Consider the following 16579-nt stretch of genomic DNA (forward strand, 5'->3'; position numbering starts at 1 on the left):
GTCAGCCGACCTGGGCCACCGGTGCCGGGCGGTGCTTGATCTCCTCCATGAACGGGAACCGGGCGGTCAGCTCGGCGATCGTCAGGCCGGCCCGCCAGGCCGCGGCCACGTGGGCGACCTGCGTGAGGTCCATGACGTCACCGCGCGCGAGAACCTCGCCCGAGACCCGAAGGTCGATCATGAAGTATCGAGCCTGCGATCCCAGTCCCACGCAGACCACGCCCTCGTCGGAGTGCAGCTCGGCGCAGGTGAACCGGGCCCGCCCCTGCTCCGGCGCGGTCACCCGGCCGACATCGAGCCCGTGCCGGGCAGCGGTGTCGATGAGCGCGGGGGCCAGGCCACCCCGCTCGACCAGGTCCGGGTAAAGGCGCACACCCAGCGCCGTCGACGCCTCGCTCATGACTGACTCCCACTTCCTTGTGACAGAGACCAGCAGCGCGCAGGTTACGGAAACGTTTCCGGCACGCCTCGCCATCCTGTCGCGGGTGGACGCCCCACGGCAATAGGAAGGGTCGATTCGACCGCTATCGAGTAACAGTCGTGCCGCCGCCGAACTCCGTCGACGGGTCAGCGCCGTCCATCTCGGAGGCATCGATCGACAGCAGGTCAACGACAGCGGTCCGGCGCTTGCCGCTCACTGGTCAGCATCGGGCGGTAACGGACGGTCGTGGTATTGGAAACACTCTTGACAGAAAGCCACGATATCGACATACTTCGCTCCAGAGAGCGCTCTCTATCCTGGTCAAGCGCCTCCACCACCCCCACGCTGAGGAGCCTCCCGTGTTCACAGCCCGGCCCAGCCTCCGCTTCCGCCCTCTCGTACTCCTGGCGGTCGCCCTCGTCGCGACCACGACGGCGCTCGTCCTCCCGGCGCACCCCGACCGGGCCGAGGCCGCCATCGGCCCCATCACCTGGCAGGACGAGTTCAACTCCCCCGCCGGCACCCCCGTCGACCAGAACAAGTGGCGGTTCGACATCGGCGGCGGCGGCTGGGGCAACAACGAGCGGCAGTACTACACGAACAGCACCAGCAACGCCGTCCACGACGGCCAGGGCAACCTGGTCATCACCGCCCGTCGGGACAACCCCGCCAACTACCAGTGCCACTACGGGCGCTGCGAGTACACCTCCGCGCGGTTGCTGACGGCGGCCACCTTCACCCAGACGTACGGGCGCTTCGAGGCCCGGATCAAGATCCCGCGCGGCCAGGGCATCTGGCCGGCCTTCTGGATGCTCGGCACCGGCGGCGGGTGGCCCGACGCTGGCGAGATCGACGTCATGGAGAACATCGGCCGGGAGCCGAACACCGTCTACGGCACCGTGCACGGGCCCGGCTACTCCGGCGGCGGCGGCATCACGGGCAGCCGCACCCTCGGCGCGCCGCTCGCTGACACCTTCCACACCTACCGGGTGGACTGGGAACCGAACGTGATCACGTGGTACGTCGACGGCGTGCAGTACCACCGGGTCGATCCCGCTCGGCTCGGCGGCAACCGCTGGGTGTTCGACCACCCCTTCTTCATGATCCTCAACGTGGCGGTCGGCGGTAACTGGCCCGGCTACCCGGACGGCTCGACCCAGTTCCCGCAGCAGATGCTCGTCGACTACGTCCGGGTGTCCAGCTACACCTCGGGCGGGGGCGACCCGGGGGCCGGCACCAGCCGGATCCGGGGTGCGCAGAGCGGTCGTTGCATCGACATCCCCGGCGCCAACCCGGTGGAGGGCGCCAAACTCCAGATCTGGGACTGCAACACCACGGCGGCCCAGAGCTGGACCTTCGCCTCCGACGGGACCATCCGCGCGATGGGCAAGTGCATGGACCCGGCCTGGGCCGGCACCGCCAACGGCACCGAGGTCAACCTGGTCAGCTGCAACGGCAACAGCGCCCAGCGCTTCACCCTCAACGCCGCCGGCGACCTGGTCAACCTGAACGCCAACAAGTGCGTGGACGTACGGGAGGCCAACCCCAACAACGGCGGCAAGCTGCACCTCTGGGACTGCCTCGGCGCGGCCAACCAGAAGTGGTCTCGCATCTGACCACCCGTTCACCGGTGGGCCGTCCGAGCGCAGCTCGGGCGGCCCACCGGTGTGTGTCCGCGTTCCCGGCAGACCGATTGGCTCGATGAAGGCAGCGGCCAGGCTTGCGCCCTCTATGTTCGGATTAATCCACAATCTGGCAGTTCCGGGAGTGAGCTCATGTCGCACCACCTCGATACGCCCCTCGCCGCCCAGGGCGGCCAGCTGTACATCGACGACCTCTTCGTCTTCAACGGCGACCGCGCCACTGTCTTCGTCATGGACGTGAACAGTTCGGTGACCAAGGCGGACATCAAGCGCGGCTTCCACGCCGAGGCGCGCTACGAGATCAAGATTCACATCAATGGCGCCGAGGCGGAGGACCTGACCTACCGGTTCGCCTTCGGCGAACCGGACGGCGACGCCCGGCAGGCCCTCCAGTTGTACGAGCTCACCGGGGCCGACGCCCGCGACGACGCCGCGATGGGCACCCCCATCGTCGAGGGGCGGACCGGCGAGGTCACGGCCGGCGGCAACGTGCGGGTCTGGGCCGGCCGGATCACCGACCCCTTCTTCATCGACCTCGACGAACTCGCCACCATCAACGGCGCGGTCAAGAACGGCTCAGTGGTGGACCGTTCCGCGTGGCGGGCCGACCAGGCCAGGAACAGCTTCGCCGGCACCACCGTCGAGTCGATCGTTCTCGAGGTCTCCCATGACGAGCCACTGCTGCGCGAGGGCACCGAGATCGGCGTGTGGTGTCGCACCCTGCTGGCCACCGACGCCGGCGGCTGGCGCCAGATCAACCGCGCCGGCCACCCCATGATGTGGCCGATCTTCTGGCCCCACGACACCGACTTCTCCGACCCCGCCAACTTCCGGCACCCCGGCAGCGACCTCGCCGAAGGCGGCGAGGAGATCGCGAACGCGGTCGCCGGGGTCGTCAAGGCGAACGGCACCGCGCCGGATCCACAGGCGTACGGCTGGAGCGTCGCCCGGCAGCTCTACCCCGACCTGCTGTCGTACACGGTCGGCACGGCAGCGAACTTCGGCTTCGCGGGCCGCAACGGACGGGGCCTGGCCGACAACGCGCCCGAGGTGATGTTCTCCCTGGTTCTCAACACCGCGACCACCTCCGGTCTCACCTCGGAGGTCACCAAGGCGGCCCGTTCCGCCACATTCCCGTACGTGGTTCCGGCCTGAGGCTGCTCGCGGGGCTCGGCGGCCAGCAGGGCGCCGGGCCCTCGCCGAGACCGAACACGACCACCGGCCGACGACCGGGTGACGTTCGCGTCGTTCAGCCCATTATGGGCGTTTTGCGTAGTTAGTCTCGGAAGCGCTTCCCAGGTTTTCTAGGACGAAGGAGACTCGATGCGCAGAAAGATTCTCGCGGGCCTGGCCGGCGTTGCCGCCGTCGCCGCGCTCGCCGGACCCGCCGCCGCGGACACCACGGGCAACACTGTCGTCACCCTCACCGTCGACGCCGCCGGTGGTCTGTCGATCACTGTGCCGTCGACGGCGAACATCGGCAACGGCGTGGAGGGCACGACCGTCTCCGGTCAACTCGGCCCGGTCACCGTGCTGGACCAACGCGGGTCGCTCACCCCCAACTGGACCGCCAACGTCATCTCCACCGACTTCACCACCGGCGGCGGCAGCTCCGGCGAGACGATCCCGAACATCAACGTCCTGTACTGGTCCGGCCCCGCGACGGCGACCGCCGGCGGCGGCACCTTCACACCGGGCCAGCCGACCTCCGCCGACGCGGTGGTCATCAACGTGCCCCGGACGGCGATGACCCACACCGGCGGCACCGGCAACAACTTCGCCGCCTGGAACCCCACCCTGGTGGTGAACGTGCCCGTCGGCACCGTCCAGGGTGTCTACACCGGGACGGTGACACATTCGGTGTTCTGAGCCGCTCGGCCGGCTGGTGCTGCTGGCCTCGGTCGCCCTCGTGGCGCTCGGGGTTTCGGCGGCACCAGCCGTTGCCGTGCGGGAGCAGCGACACGATCCGGCCGAGGAGGCCGCGATCAGCATCCGGATGCTGGACATCCCGGCGAGTCGGGTGCAGGATCCCCGCGCCCGGGTCTACATCGTGGACCACCTGGAGCCCGGGGCGACGATCAACCGCCGGGTCGAGGTGCAGAACACCTCCGCCGAGACGCAGAAGATCGAGTTCTATGCCGGCGCCGCGTCGGTCGAGAACAACGCCTTCACCGTGCCCGAGGGGCGCACCGGCAATGAGCTCAGCGGGTGGATCCGGCTGAGGACCGCCGCGATGCGGCTGGACCCGGGCGAGCGACGACCGGTCGAGGTCGAGGTCGCCGTGCCGGAGAAGGCCTCGAAGGGCGAGCGGTACGCCGCGATCTGGGCACAGGTCACCAGCGCGACGGAAGGCGCCGGCAACGTCACCCAGATCCACCGGGTGGGCATCCGGGTCTACCTCGACGTCGGTCCGGGTGGTGAGCCGCCAACGGACTTCCGGATCGAGGGGTTGGCCGCGGAGCCCGGCACCGGCGAGTTCCCCGTCGTCACCGCGAAGGTCACCAACACCGGTGAACGCGCGCTGGACATGACCGGCACCCTGTCGCTGACCAAGACCGCGGTCCAGGCCGGACCGTTCAAGGTGACCAACGGGGTGACGATCCTGCCCGGCCAGAGCGGTCAGGTTCGGATCGAAATCAACCAGACGCTGCCCGCGGGTACCTGGGACGTGCACGCGACGCTCGCCAGCGGCACTGTGCAGCGCACCGCAACCGGGAAGATCGTCCTTCCCGTCGCGGCGCCGATGACGGTCTCGGCCTCCAGCGGGCCGAGTTGGCTGGTCTACCTGGTCGGCGGGATCGCCCTGCTGGTGCTGGGCACCCTTGGTGGCTGGCATCTCGTCCGCAGGCACCGGACCCGGTTGGCCTGACGCCCGCACCACCGCAGAGACTGCCCGGCCGTTGCCTTCCAACGGCCGGGCAGCGGCGTCCCGCCAGCGAAGCGACCCTAGATGACGGAGTGGGTCACGACCGCCACGTAGTCGCCGACCACCACTCCGGACGGGATGGCCACCCACAGGGTGGGGTTCCAGGTCGCGGCGTTCGGGCCCCCCGCCTGGCCGGACCACCCGGCGGCGGTACGCGGGGTGGACAGCGACGCCCCGGGCTGCGGCACGAAGGTGCCGATCCCGGTGCTGGCCAGGGCGGGCCCGGAGGCGTACGTGATGTTGCTGGTGGGGATGGTCTCGCCGCCCGAGCCGGAACCCGTGGTGAAGCTCGTGCTGGAGACGACGCTGACCCAGTTTCCGGAGAACGGCCCCCGGTCGTCCGTGACGGTCACCGGACCGAGTTGGCCTGAGACGCCGGTCGTGCCCGAGGTGACGGTGCCGAGTGCGGAGACCGCCGGGACGCTGATGGAGAGCCCGCCGAGCGGGGTGATGACCAGGTCGACCGGTCGGGTCGCGGACTGGTCGAACGAGTCGGTCACCCGGACGGTGAACGGGAACGTCCCGGCCTCGGTGGGCGTGCCGGAGAGCAGCCCGGTGAGCGGGTCGAGGGTCAGCCCGGCCGGCAGGCTCCCCGCGCTGACCGCCCAGGTGAACGGGCCCGTGCCGCCGGTGACAGTCAGCTGGTACTGGTACGGGTCGTACGCCTTGCCGGGTGGGGGCGGTGGGAAGGTCAGCGTCGGTGGCGCGTTGACGGTCACCGACGCGGAGGCGGGCGACTGTGGACCGGTCCCGGCGGCATTCGTCGCGGCCACCTGGAAGGTGTACGAGGCACCGGCGGTCAGCCCGGTGACGATCTGGGTCGTGGCGGTGCCGGTGAAGACCCGGGGGGTCTGCGCCACGGCACCGAGGTAGGGCGTCACCGTGTAACCGGTGATCGGCGACCCCCCGTTGGCCGGGGCCGTCCAGCTCACCGTGGCGGCGTTGGTGCCCGCGGTGGCCGAGGTGTTCGTCGGGGCCGCGGGCAGCGTGTACGGGACCACCGCCGCCGAGGGTGGGCTGGCCGCACCGGTGCCGTAGGCGTTCACCGCTGCCACCCGGAAGGTGTACGACGCGCCGACGGTCAGCCCGGTCAGGGTGCGACTGGTGGTGGAGGCGTCGAAGGTGACTGTCGGTTGGGTGACGCCGTCCCGGATCGGGGTGATCAGGTAACTGGTGATCGGGCTGCCGTTGTTCGCCGGCGCGGTCCAGCTCACGGTGGCGCTGGCGCCACCAGCGACAGCGGTGGGCGTGCTCGGCGTGCCGGGGGCGGACGCGTAGACGTAGCTCGCCGATCCGGCGGAGCCTCGGGTGACGACGCTGACCGTGACTGTCGCCGGGCTGGACCGGGCGGGCATGGCGGAGATGCCGAGGGTGCCGTCGGGGTTCACGGTGAAGCAGCCGGCGGCCGGGCCGGAGGTGCACGGCACCAGCAGCACCGACGTGCCGGCCTGCTGCTCGGCGGCCGTACCGATGGTGATCGCTGTCGCTGCGGTGAGGTTGCTGCCGCCGACGGTGACCGGGATGCCTCCGGAGACCGTGCTCTGCGCCGGGGTGACGGTGACGCCGCTCGGTGCGGTGGCCGGCGCGACCGGGGTGGTGCCGGTGGCGAGACCCGGGTTCGCGTCGATCGACGACGAGGTCGCCACCGTCGCGGTCTGGATCTGTGCCGGCGTCACGCCGGTGCCGGTGACGGTCGCGGTGACCGTGATGGGCGGCAGGAAGGTTCCGCCGGCGAACGGGCCGTTGCTGTTGGTGCAGGTGACGCTCTGACCGGAGGGTGCGCCGCAGACCCAACCGGAGCCGAACGCGCCGCGCGGGACGACACCGGCGGGGAGGGTCTGGGTGACCGAGATCGGTGCCGTCTCGGCGGTGCCGGCGTCGACTCCCGCGGTGATCGAGTAGGTCACCGGGTCACCGGGCTGTGGGGTGGCACCGACCGCGCTGGTCTGCGCCACGTTCAGGTCGGGTACCGGGTTGAAGCTGACCGCCCGGGCGTCGTCGACCTCGTGGAAGTCGGTGACCGAGCCGGTCGAGCCCACCCAGCCGAAGGCGAGTTGCCGAGGGTAGCCGTTGGCGTTGAGCCAGGTCGGCGACGGGTACAGGCTGGGCGACACCACCGGGAGCGCGCCTTCCAGGGTTCGGGCCTGCCCGCCGACCGGGGTGAATCTGACCCGGTACTGGCCGGCGGGAGCGGTGATGCCGGTGTCGGTGGTGTACGACGACGAGGTGGTGTTGACGACGACCTCGACCGGCACCACCGACGCCGCTCGGGTGCTGGCCCGCAGCGGCAGCGCAGGAGCCGAGGTGCTTGCGGCGGTGCTGTTCAGCGCGCAGTAGCCGACCCCGTTGCGGCCCGGTCCCCGGACCACCACCTGGCCGGGGACCCGCGCGTTGGTGGTCGAGATGTACGGCGGGTTCGTGCAGCCGGTGCCCTGGTACGTGCTGTTGCTGAAGTTGCCGAAGACGTCCAGGCCGATGCCCAGGTAGCCGTTGGAGAGTCCCGCCGACACGCCGTTGAAGGCCGCCGAGTAGCCCAGCGAGCCGCCCGACGGGCCGAGGGTGGACGGCGACCTCGGGTTGGCCGGGTCGACGGCGGCCAGCGCGAAGGCGAGGCCGTCCGCGCCCGGGTTGCCGCCGCCGTACTGGTAGGTGTTGAAGGTCAGGTGCAGGCCCTGCGAGGTGGGGACGCTCACCGCGCCGAACACCCCGCCCTGCCGGTTGACGGTCGCGGGGGTGAGGCGCAGTTTGCCCGCGCCCTGCGGGTCGGTGGCTGTGGTGCAACTCAGCAGTGGGCCGGTGGTGGAGTTGCCGGCCGCGCTCAGGCAGGCGGCGTTGGTAGTCCCGGTGCCGGGCACTGCTGGCAGCGACACCGCGCCGATGCCGTTCGCGGTGTTCTGGTGAAAGGGCTGGTCGAACAGGACGGAGCCGGCCGCCGACGCCGGGAGCGGTTCGACCACGAGCATCCCGGCGAGCACGACGATGATCAGCGCCCCGGCGCTCGACGGACCACGCCGGTTCCACAACGACATGCCCACTCCCAGCTTTCACTCCAGTACCGATTCGGACTATAACCCCCAAAAACACCCATAATTTCGGTACTCGGATAACCGCGGCAGGCCGACGACCGCCAGCGGAAACGGACCGACCCCCGCCGGCACTCCTGCCGAGGGGGTCGGTCCGTGCGAGATTCGGGACGAGGGCGCTCAGCCCTCGATGTCGCGGGGGTCACGGCTGCGGGGGTAGGTGTTCTTCTCCCCGATCGTGCCGTCCTGCTTCTTGACCACGTGTTCGACGCCGCGGTCGGCCGCCATCTCGCGGCCCTGGGCCTGCGCGTCGGCCTTCACGTCATGCGTGCTGCTGGCCCGCTCGTTGCCCTCCGGCTTGTTCTTCCACTGACCGTCCTCGTGGTACGTGTCGACGTCACCCTTGACCATGGCCGGCTCCTCCCTGGGTCCGAACTGTTCCCCGAATCAGTGCCCCGAGAAGCACCGGGCAAACCGCCGTCCTCAGGAGACGGCCGGGCAGTTGTTGCTCACCCGCCGCAGGATCTGTTCGCGTTCGTCGGTGGTGATGCCCGACGGCTCGCCGTCGAAGTGCGTCTCGACCTTCTCCCAGCCTCGGCGCTGCTCGTAGTGCAGGTGCGGCGCGCCGGAGTTGCCGGTGCTGCCCAGTTTCCCGATCTGCTCGCCCTGGGCGACCTTCTGACCCACCTCGACCAGTGGTGGTTCGAGCAGGTGCAGGTACTGCGTCTCCCACTTGCCGCCGTGATCGATCTTCACCCAGTAACCGCCGCCGCGCCCGCGCGGACCCTCCGGGTTCTCCGGGGTACGACCACCGAGCGACCCGTTGACGCCCGCCACGGTGACAGTTCCGGCATAGGACGCGAGCACCGGCCGCCCCCACGTCTCGCCCTCGACGGGAAAGAAGTCGACGTCGTAGTCGTCGTGGCCGGGATAGGTGCTGAGCTGCCACGTCTCCCCACAGGCCACCGGCATCTGGAAGAGCGGACGCGGCCCGGCCGGTCGCAGCATCGGCACCGCCACCACCGCGATGCCCAGGACGGCCGCCACCGCGACGAGCGCGAGGAGGACGCGGATGGCACGGCGTCGGGGGCGGCGGTGGGCACGGGCTCTGGCGGGGCGGCCGGTCGTCACCGGCCCGAGCATGGCAGATCCCGGCAACGCCACGGCGCCGGGTCAGCGCCTCAAAGCCCTGTCGCACCGCGAGCGGTGACATTGCAGTCGCATCGTCAACGAGGTACCGTCGCATTCAATGCAGTTGTATTGCAAAGAGAGTGGGCCCCCATGCACGTGATCCCGTTGTCCGAGGCGACCACCGACCTGCTCGACCTGGTCGGCGGCAAGGCCGCCGGGTTGGGCGAGCTGATCCGGCGCGGCGAACGGGTCCCCGAGGGCTTCTGCGTCACCACCGAGGCACACCGACTCGGCGTGGTACCGGCCGCCGAGGTCGTCGCCGCGTACCAACGGCTCGGCGCGGGCCGGGTCGCGGTGCGCTCCAGCGCCACGGCGGAGGACCTGCCCGACGCGAGCTTCGCCGGGCAACACGACACCGTGCTCGACGTCGTCGGCGACGCCGAGCTGATCGCCGCCGTCGAGAAGTGCTGGGCCTCGCTGCACAGCGACCGGGCGACCGCCTACCGCGACGCCCGACAGATCGACAACCGGCAGGTGCGGATGGCCGTCGTGGTGCAATGCATGATCACGCCCACGGTGGCCGGGGTGCTGTTCACCGCGAACCCGCTGAGCGGGCGGCGCGACGAGATGACCGTCGACGCGGCCCCCGGTCTCGGCACGGCCGTGGTGGACGGCGCGGCGACTGTGGACCACTACGTCCTCGACGGCGTCAGCCGAGCCGACACCGGCTGCCTGACCTCCGCACACCTGGCCGATCTGCGCGCCACCGGCGAACGGTTGCAGGCCCACTTCGGTTGCCCGCAGGACATCGAGTGGGCGATCGACGCGCACGACGTCCAGTGGCTGCTGCAGGCCCGGCCGATCACCACGATGTTTCCGCAGCCGCCGGCCACCGACAAGCCCCTCCCCCGGGTCTACCTGGAGTTCGGTCACGTCCAGGGCATGCTGCGACCGGTCACCCCGATGGGCATGGCGACACTGCGGACGCAGATCACCGCCATGCTGGCCGCGCTCGGGGTGCGGGTGGAGATCGTGGACATCGGTGGGCGGCTCTACGGCGACCTGACCGACCTGGCCCGGGACCGGTCGTCGCGCAAACGGCTGGTCAAGCTCATGGCTGTCGACTTCGGGCCGCGCGCCCAGGCGGTGATGGAGCACCTGCTGGACGACCCCCGCTTCGCCCCGACCAACGGCGGCCCCCGCCGCGGCCGGGCCCCGGGGGCCGCCTCGCTGCGGACGGCCCGGCGTGCGGTGGTCGGGATCCTGCGGGCGCTGGCCCGTCCCGACACCGCACGGATTCGGATGTTCGAGGCGGTCGAGCGGCTGAGGACCCGGTCTGCGGCCCCCGCCGACCTGCGCACCGCCGCCGACCGGCTGCGCTTCGTGCAGACGGCGCAGGAGGCCGACGACAGCGCCGACGCGATCATGTGGCCGATCGTCGCGGGAATGCTGGCCGCCGCGCTGCCGGTCGCGCTGCTCAAGGGCCTCACCGGGCCGGACGAGATCCACACCGTGCTGGGCGGCATGCCGCACAACGTCACCATCGAGATGGACCTGGCGCTGTGGCGGCTGGCCCAGGGCGCGGGCGAGCACCGCCGACTCCTGCTCGACACCCCGCCGGCCGAGCTGGCCACGCGCTACCTGCGCGGAACCCTGCCCGACATCGGCATGGTCGCCTTCCTGGAGGCCTACGGCCACCGGGGCGTCGCCGAAGTCGACCTCGGCGTGCCGCGCTGGGAGGAGGACCCCGCGCCGGTCTTCGCCGCTGTCGCCAACTACCTGCGGGTCACCGATCCACGCCAGGGCCCCGACGAACGTTTCCGACAGGCCGCCGTCGCCGCCGAGCGAGCGCTGGCGGAGCTGATCGGGCGAGCCCGCCGTCGGCGGCCGGTGCGCGGCACCATCGCCGGTTTCCTGCTGCGCCGGGCGCGGTCGTTGGCCGGTCTGCGCGAGGCCGGCAAGTTCGCCGGGTTGTACCCACTGCGCGAGACCCGCCGGCAACTGCTGCTCATCGGCGCCGACCTGCACGGCACCGGGTTGCTGGACCAACCCGACGACATCATGTTCCTGACCCTCGACGAGGTGCACGCCGCCGTACACCAGGGTGTCGACCCGCGAGCGACAGTCACCTCCCGGCGGGCCGTGCACCGCCGGGAGCTACGCCGCGCGACGGTGCCGGTGGCGCTGCTCTCCGACGGCACCGACGTCGAGGCGGTCCTGCCCCCGACGGCGGCCGGCGACGGGACGCTCGCCGGCGTGGGCGCGTCGGCGGGTCGGGTGACCGGCCCCGCCCGGGTCGTCCACGACCCGGGCACCGCCCACGTCGAGCCCGGCGACGTCCTGGTGGCCGCGACCACGGACCCCGGGTGGACCCCGCTGTTCCTCACCGCCGCGGCGCTGGTCACCGAGACCGGCGCGATCATGGCGCACGGCCCGACGGTGGCCCGCGAGTACGGCATTCCCGCCGTCATCTGCGTGCCGGACGCCACCCGGACGATCACCACGGGGCAACTCGTCACTGTCGACGGCGGCGCCGGCACCGTCACGGTCCACTGACCGTCCACCCCTACGGAGAAGGACGACGATGAGCGACACCACGGCGACGACCAGGGCGCGGGTGGGCCCGCTGCTGCGTCGCGCGGCCGAGGCCGAGGCCGCGACGTGGCGCAACCTCTACGTGTGGGCGCGGCGGCGTGCACTGCCACTGCGGCCCGGCGACGAGCCGTTCGGCTACCTCGGCGTGGTCAAGCCGATCCTGGGCATCTTCATCGGGCTGTCGGCGCTGGAGATCCCGATCTTCGATGTCGTCGTCACCCACGTGGTGCCCTGGCGGCCCGCCCGCTGGATCGTGCTCGGCCTCGGCGTCTGGGGTCTGCTCTGGATGATCGGGCTGTACGCCGGCATGACCATCCATCCCCACGTCGTGGGTGACAGTGGCCTGCGGGTGCGGCTCAACGCGGGCATCGACATCTTCATCCCGTGGGCCGACGTCGAGGCACTGCGCAAGCGGTACCGTTCGCTGCCGTCGAGCAGGTCGGTCCAGGTCGAGCAGGAGGGCGACCGCCGGGTGGTGTCCATCGCCGTCGGCAGCCAGACGAGCGTCGACGTCCTGCTGCGCCGGCCGCTGACCTTCGACCTGCCGAGGGGCGGGTCCGCGCCGACGAACGAGCTGCGACTGTACGCCGACGACCCCGACGGCCTGCTGCGCAGCGCCCGGGGCACCCCCACGGGCGGCACCGTCAGCCGGTAACCACCGCCGCTGGCGGGGTGCCCGGGCCAACCACTGTGAAACGATCGAGGCCATGCCGAAGAAGGTCGACCACCAGGAGCGACGCACCCTCATCGCGGACGCGTTGATGCGGGTCGCCGCGGCTCAGGGGCTGGAAGCGGTCAGCCTCCGACACGTGGCCGCCGCAGCCGGCGTGTCGGCCGGCATGGTCCAGCACTACTTCCGGACCAAGGACGAGATGATGGCGTTCGCGTTGAGCGTGGTCCGCGAGCGCAGCCAGATCCGGGTCACCGAGGCGGTGGCCCGGCTGGGTGCTGACCCACCGCCCCGGCTGCTGCTGCGGACCCTGCTCGCCGCGTTGCTGCCGGTCGACGCGCACACCCGCGACGACGGTCGGGTGGCGCTGGCGTTCCTCGCCTACACGGCGGTACGTCCGGCCGCCGCGACCGGCCTGCGGGAGGGCACCCGGCAGCTCACCGAGTTCATCGCCGGCCTCCTGCCCGAGCGGCACGACGCCGCCGCCGCGGCCGGTCTGCTGGCGCTGATGGAAGGGCTGGGTGTCTACCTGCTCGGCGGGCAGTACACCGCCGAGCAGGCGCTGGGCGCGCTGGACGCCCAGCTGGACCTGCTCTTCGGCGCGTCGTCGACCGCCTGAGCGGTAGTGGTCGTACCGGGCCGTCAGCAGCGCGGCACGTTCGGGATGTACCCGTCGTAGCCGGTCAGCAGGTAGGCGTCGGAGACGTAGCGGTTGGTGCCGATCCGGTTCCAGACGGACGTCGTGCCGTACGGGCCGGTGACAGTGCTGCCGACGGCCTGACAGTAGACGGCGACGGTGGCGCCGTCGGCGACCGAGCCGACGACCGGATAACTGGCACCGGGGCCGGAGCGGACGTTCAGGGTGCTCGCGCTGGTGCTCACCGTGCCGGAGCCGACGCCGGTGATGCCGTTGACCAACTGCAGGTAGTAGGTCCAGTTCCAGTTCGGGCCCGGGTCGGTGTGCGTCGCGCCGGGCACCTCGTTGTGCCCGATGATGTGCGCCCGGTCCTTCGGGATGCCGTACCTGGTGGCGAGGCTGCGGGTGAGTGCGGCGGACGCGCGGTACATCGCGTCGGTGAGCCAGGCGGGATTGTCGACGTACCCCTCGTGCTCGATGCCGATCGACTGGGTGTTGTAGGTCCAGTTGCCGGCGTGCCAGGCGATGTCCTTCTCCCGCACCGACTGGGTGACGGCCCCGTCGGAGGAGCGGAAGGTGTAGTGCGCGCTGGCCTGCGCGGCCGGGTTCTGGAACCAGCCGACGGTGCCGGAGTACGAGCCCTGCGCGGTGTGGATGACGATGCGGGTGACCGGGTGGCTGCCCGGTCGACTGGCCACCGTGTAGTTGCTGGTGCTGGCCGGCGCCCAGACGGCCGGCCCGTAGTCGGTGCTGAGCGTGCCGACCCCGCCGGCGCGCTCCAGCCCGCCCCGGCGCGGCGCGACCGGTCGACCCGGCACCGTCTCGCCGCGCTCGCTGAACCCGGCGCGCAGCAGGTCGTAGACGCTGTCCGCGTAGCGCCGCGCCACCGACGGGTCGTGCGCGCCGCCGTAGCGGGCCAGCGCCGCATGCCAGGCGTTCACGTCGTCGCGGTCCGCGGCGGTGCGGCCGGCCTGATCGGCGTACGCGCGCAGCACTGCTGCCGCCCCGAGGACGTTCGCCGTCGCGTCGGTCCGCAGCGCGGCCGGACTGAGCCGGGTGAGCGTGGCGGCTTCGTCCAGTGTGCGCACCTCGGGGTTGCTCGTCAGGTGCATCAGCCCGTACCCGCCGGCCGCGCTCGGCGCGCCGCCGTGCATGTCCAGCCGCGACTCGGCGTACCCGAGCGCCACCAGCAGGTCGCGCGGAACGTCGTAGCGCGCGGCGGCGGTGTCGAACGCGACGGCCAGCGGGGTGGCCGTCGCTGGTGTCCCGCCGGGGTCGGCGGCGGCGGGGGTGGCACCCACGACGACCCCGGTCAGGGCGGTGGTCAGGGCGAGCAGGAAGCGGCTTCGGTGGGAGGTTCGAGCGGACATCAGCACTCCTCGCGGTGACGGAGGTGGGCGGCGCGGGGCCGCCCACCTCGGGGTCGGGCTCGTCAGCACCAGCCGTTGACCGGACCGTTCACACCTGTCGACAGGTAGGCGTCGGACACCCAACTGCCGTCGCTCAACCGGTTCCAGAGCGCCGTGGTGCCGTACCGGCCGGTGTGCGAGGTGCCGTTGGCGGAGCAGGAGATGGTGACAGTGGCGCCGTCGGCCACCGAGCCGAGTGAGCCGTAGCCGGTCCCCGGCCCGGCACGTCGGGTGAGCGCCCCGCCACCGTTCGCGTCGACCACCCCCTGGTTGAAGCCGAGCGCGCCGTAGTTGTAGAGACCGCCACCGGCACCGGCCCAGGCCGACCCGTGCCGTGCACCGCCCTGGTACGCGGCGGCCCCGTTGGCCAGCACCCACTTGCCGATGTCGTGCCCGGCGATCGGCACGTACGCGCTGTTCTGCCGGAGCCCGAAGTGGACGTGCCGGCCGTAGGCGGCACCGCCGCAGGTGACGTCGGTGCCGGTGTTACCCAGGACGGCGCCCTGACCGACGCTGGCGCCGTTGACGGAGATGCTGTTCCACAGGTGGTAGTAGTCGGTCGAGTAGCCCCGGTCGTGGATCACCCGGATCCACCCCTGGCACATCGTGTACGCCGCGCCCGCCCGGGCGGCACGGACCACCTGGTCGCCGCCGGCCAGGTCGACCGAGCTGTACGGCGACTCGGTTCCACCCCAGCCGTGCGGGCCGCTGGTGAGCGTCCACGTCTGACCCACGCCGAATGGCAGGGCCATCCCGGTCCGGTAGTCGCCGCCCGCGTACATCGGGCTCGGGGTGGTGGTGAGCACGTCCCTCTCCTGCGCGGTCGTCAGCGGCGACTCGGCGGCCAGGGCGCCGAAGGCGGCCTCGCCGTCGAAGGCGATCCGCCACCCGGCAGGCTCGGACCGGGCGATGAAGATCGACCCGGTGGGGTGGGCGTCCTCCTGCCGGGGCGCGAGGGCGACGGCGGTGCCGAACGCCCACCGGCCGCTGGTACGGCTGACGGTGACCCGGGTCTCCGGTCGCGCTCCGGCCACTGACAGTTCGGCAGAACCGAGCAGCTTGGCGGTCACCGCGGCGGTGAGCGCGGGGGTGACGGCCGCGGCGGCGGCGCTGGGCGCCGCCCCGATCAGGCTCGTGACCATCAACAGGGCGGCGGCTGTGCCGCCGACCAGTCGTCGACCGTGTCTCATCGTGGCCTCACTTTCGGATGGGTTCTCGGACCGTCGAGTTCCGCCACGGATGCCTCCCGCCGGATCACAACCGAGAGACAACCGTCGATATTGACGCCGATTGTTGTGTAGCAAATCGTCAAAAGTCAACGAACCCATCGAAGGTTTTCTACATCCCTGGATTCGCGCCCGAGCCGGCCTCGGCCGGGCTGCGCGCCGCACCACCCCTGAACGAGAATTGCGCCATGCGGTAGGGCGCGGCACTGTGCGGAACGCCGCTACCGGAGGGGGCGAGCGCGGATGTTGACTCTTCAACGGGTGTCGATCGGCTACGGCCATGCGCCGACCGTGCTCCGGGACGTGTCGGTGACGGTCCGTCCGGGTCGGGTGCTGGCGTTGACCGGTTCGTCGGGTGCCGGCAAGACCACCCTGCTGCACGCGATGGCCGGGCTGCTGCGCCCGCGAGACGGCGCGGTGACAGTCGACGGGCAGGCGCTTCGCGACCGCGACCACGCGGTCGAGCACCGGATCGTCCTCGTCCCGCAGGACAACGGTCTGGCCCCGATCCTGACCGCCACCGAGAACCTGCAGGTGGCGCTGGTCGCCGGCGGTGTGGCAGCGGCGCAGGCACGCCAGCAGACCGCAACGATGCTGGATCGGCTGGGTCTCGCCGGCCAGGCCGACCAGTTGGTCGAGGAGCTGTCCGGCGGCCAGCAGCAGCGGACGGCCATCGCTCGCGGTCTGGCGCTGCGCGGCGGCGTGCTGCTGGCCGACGAGGTGACCAGCGAGCTGGACGCGGGCAATCGGCAGCGCGTGCTGGATCTGCTGCACGACGAGGCACGCCGGGGCGCGGCGGTCGTGTTCGCCACCCACGACCCGGAGGTGGCCGCCGCCTGCGAGGCGGAGCTGCATCTCGTCGAGGGTCGGGCGGAGATCGTCCGCGATTGACGGGCCT

General features: G+C 71.5%; 14 protein-coding genes. 8 read left to right on the plus strand and 6 right to left on the minus strand.

Annotated elements, in window-relative coordinates; genetic code table 11:
* Position 1: 1 nt before the first annotated feature.
* Positions 2–400, minus strand: coding sequence for a hypothetical protein (locus IF22_RS0124850; protein WP_030335983.1), 399 nt, complete (start codon positions 398–400; stop codon positions 2–4).
* A gap of 380 nt (positions 401–780) precedes the next feature.
* Between IF22_RS0124850 and IF22_RS0124855 the strand changes: the two genes are divergently transcribed.
* The 4 genes from IF22_RS0124855 to IF22_RS0124870 all read left to right on the plus strand — a co-directional run bounded on the left by IF22_RS0124855 (position 781) and on the right by IF22_RS0124870 (position 4933).
* A complete protein-coding gene (locus tag IF22_RS0124855; RefSeq protein ID WP_030335985.1) occupies positions 781–2037 on the plus strand; it encodes a glycoside hydrolase family 16 protein in 1257 nt (418 codons plus the stop codon).
* 159 nt (positions 2038–2196) lie between these two features.
* Positions 2197–3219 carry a DUF4331 family protein gene (locus tag IF22_RS0124860; RefSeq protein WP_030335988.1) on the plus strand — a complete coding sequence of 341 codons (1023 nt, stop codon included), beginning with the start codon at positions 2197–2199 and terminating at the stop codon, positions 3217–3219.
* A gap of 168 nt (positions 3220–3387) precedes the next feature.
* Positions 3388–3933, plus strand: a complete 546-nt coding sequence (locus tag IF22_RS0124865; protein ID WP_030335990.1) for a hypothetical protein — start codon at positions 3388–3390, stop codon at positions 3931–3933.
* 16 nt (positions 3934–3949) lie between these two features.
* The gene (locus IF22_RS0124870; protein WP_030335992.1) at positions 3950–4933 is read left to right on the plus strand and encodes a COG1361 family protein; all 984 of its coding nucleotides are present in this window, start codon (positions 3950–3952) and stop codon (positions 4931–4933) included.
* A gap of 77 nt (positions 4934–5010) precedes the next feature.
* On the opposite strand, the gene IF22_RS33380 is transcribed toward IF22_RS0124870, so the two are convergent.
* From IF22_RS33380 to IF22_RS0124885, 3 genes are all read right to left on the minus strand, one after another.
* Positions 5011–8019 carry a fibronectin type III domain-containing protein gene (locus IF22_RS33380; protein ID WP_030335994.1) on the minus strand — a complete coding sequence of 1003 codons (3009 nt, stop codon included), beginning with the start codon at positions 8017–8019 and terminating at the stop codon, positions 5011–5013.
* A 174-nt stretch (positions 8020–8193) separates the two neighbouring features.
* Positions 8194–8424 carry a DUF2188 domain-containing protein gene (locus IF22_RS0124880; protein ID WP_030335996.1) on the minus strand — a complete coding sequence of 77 codons (231 nt, stop codon included), beginning with the start codon at positions 8422–8424 and terminating at the stop codon, positions 8194–8196.
* A gap of 72 nt (positions 8425–8496) precedes the next feature.
* Positions 8497–9144: a M23 family metallopeptidase gene (locus IF22_RS0124885; protein WP_387223150.1), complete on the minus strand. Its 648-nt coding sequence runs from the start codon at positions 9142–9144 to the stop codon at positions 8497–8499.
* 150 nt (positions 9145–9294) lie between these two features.
* On the opposite strand from IF22_RS0124885, the gene IF22_RS0124890 reads away from it, so the two are divergent.
* The 3 genes from IF22_RS0124890 to IF22_RS0124900 are packed head-to-tail and all read left to right on the plus strand — an operon-like array spanning position 9295 to position 13028.
* On the plus strand, positions 9295–11700 hold the full coding sequence (locus IF22_RS0124890; protein ID WP_030336000.1) for a PEP/pyruvate-binding domain-containing protein: 2406 nt from the start codon (positions 9295–9297) through the stop codon (positions 11698–11700).
* 28 nt (positions 11701–11728) lie between these two features.
* Entirely contained in the window at positions 11729–12394 is a 666-nt protein-coding gene (locus IF22_RS0124895) for a hypothetical protein (protein WP_051708768.1), read from the plus strand.
* A gap of 52 nt (positions 12395–12446) precedes the next feature.
* Positions 12447–13028 carry a TetR family transcriptional regulator gene (locus IF22_RS0124900; RefSeq protein ID WP_030336004.1) on the plus strand — a complete coding sequence of 194 codons (582 nt, stop codon included), beginning with the start codon at positions 12447–12449 and terminating at the stop codon, positions 13026–13028.
* Between the two features lie 23 nt (positions 13029–13051).
* Here the strand turns inward: IF22_RS0124900 and IF22_RS33385 are convergent, their stop codons facing one another.
* Complete coding sequence (locus IF22_RS33385; protein ID WP_051708769.1) at positions 13052–14416, minus strand: N-acetylmuramoyl-L-alanine amidase; 1365 nt, start codon at positions 14414–14416, stop codon at positions 13052–13054.
* Between the two features lie 62 nt (positions 14417–14478).
* Entirely contained in the window at positions 14479–15645 is a 1167-nt protein-coding gene (locus tag IF22_RS0124910; RefSeq protein ID WP_030336008.1) for a peptidoglycan DD-metalloendopeptidase family protein, read from the minus strand.
* 279 nt (positions 15646–15924) lie between these two features.
* Here IF22_RS0124910 and IF22_RS0124915 point away from each other — a divergent pair, with 279 nt between their 5' ends.
* A complete protein-coding gene (locus IF22_RS0124915) occupies positions 15925–16572 on the plus strand; it encodes an ABC transporter ATP-binding protein (protein WP_030336010.1) in 648 nt (215 codons plus the stop codon).
* Positions 16573–16579 lie beyond the last annotated feature (7 nt).

Source organism: Micromonospora parva (genome assembly GCF_000718515.1).
GTDB classification, from domain to species: domain Bacteria; phylum Actinomycetota; class Actinomycetes; order Mycobacteriales; family Micromonosporaceae; genus Micromonospora; species Micromonospora parva.

Bases quoted from the DNA above. Each gene is read 5' to 3' on its own strand.
- IF22_RS33385 (WP_051708769.1), bottom strand. From the start codon at position 14,416: ATGTCCGCTCGAACCTCCCACCGAAGCCGCTTCCTGCTCGCCCTGACC.
- IF22_RS0124895 (WP_051708768.1), top strand. From the start codon at position 11,729: ATGAGCGACACCACGGCGACGACCAGGGCGCGGGTGGGCCCGCTGCTG.
- IF22_RS0124850 (WP_030335983.1), bottom strand. From the start codon at position 400: ATGAGCGAGGCGTCGACGGCGCTGGGTGTGCGCCTTTACCCGGACCTG.
- IF22_RS0124890 (WP_030336000.1), top strand. From the start codon at position 9,295: ATGCACGTGATCCCGTTGTCCGAGGCGACCACCGACCTGCTCGACCTG.
- IF22_RS0124880 (WP_030335996.1), bottom strand. From the start codon at position 8,424: ATGGTCAAGGGTGACGTCGACACGTACCACGAGGACGGTCAGTGGAAG.
- IF22_RS0124900 (WP_030336004.1), top strand. From the start codon at position 12,447: ATGCCGAAGAAGGTCGACCACCAGGAGCGACGCACCCTCATCGCGGAC.
- IF22_RS0124915 (WP_030336010.1), top strand. From the start codon at position 15,925: ATGTTGACTCTTCAACGGGTGTCGATCGGCTACGGCCATGCGCCGACC.
- IF22_RS0124910 (WP_030336008.1), bottom strand. From the start codon at position 15,645: ATGAGACACGGTCGACGACTGGTCGGCGGCACAGCCGCCGCCCTGTTG.
- IF22_RS0124860 (WP_030335988.1), top strand. From the start codon at position 2,197: ATGTCGCACCACCTCGATACGCCCCTCGCCGCCCAGGGCGGCCAGCTG.
- IF22_RS33380 (WP_030335994.1), bottom strand. From the start codon at position 8,019: ATGTCGTTGTGGAACCGGCGTGGTCCGTCGAGCGCCGGGGCGCTGATC.
- IF22_RS0124865 (WP_030335990.1), top strand. From the start codon at position 3,388: ATGCGCAGAAAGATTCTCGCGGGCCTGGCCGGCGTTGCCGCCGTCGCC.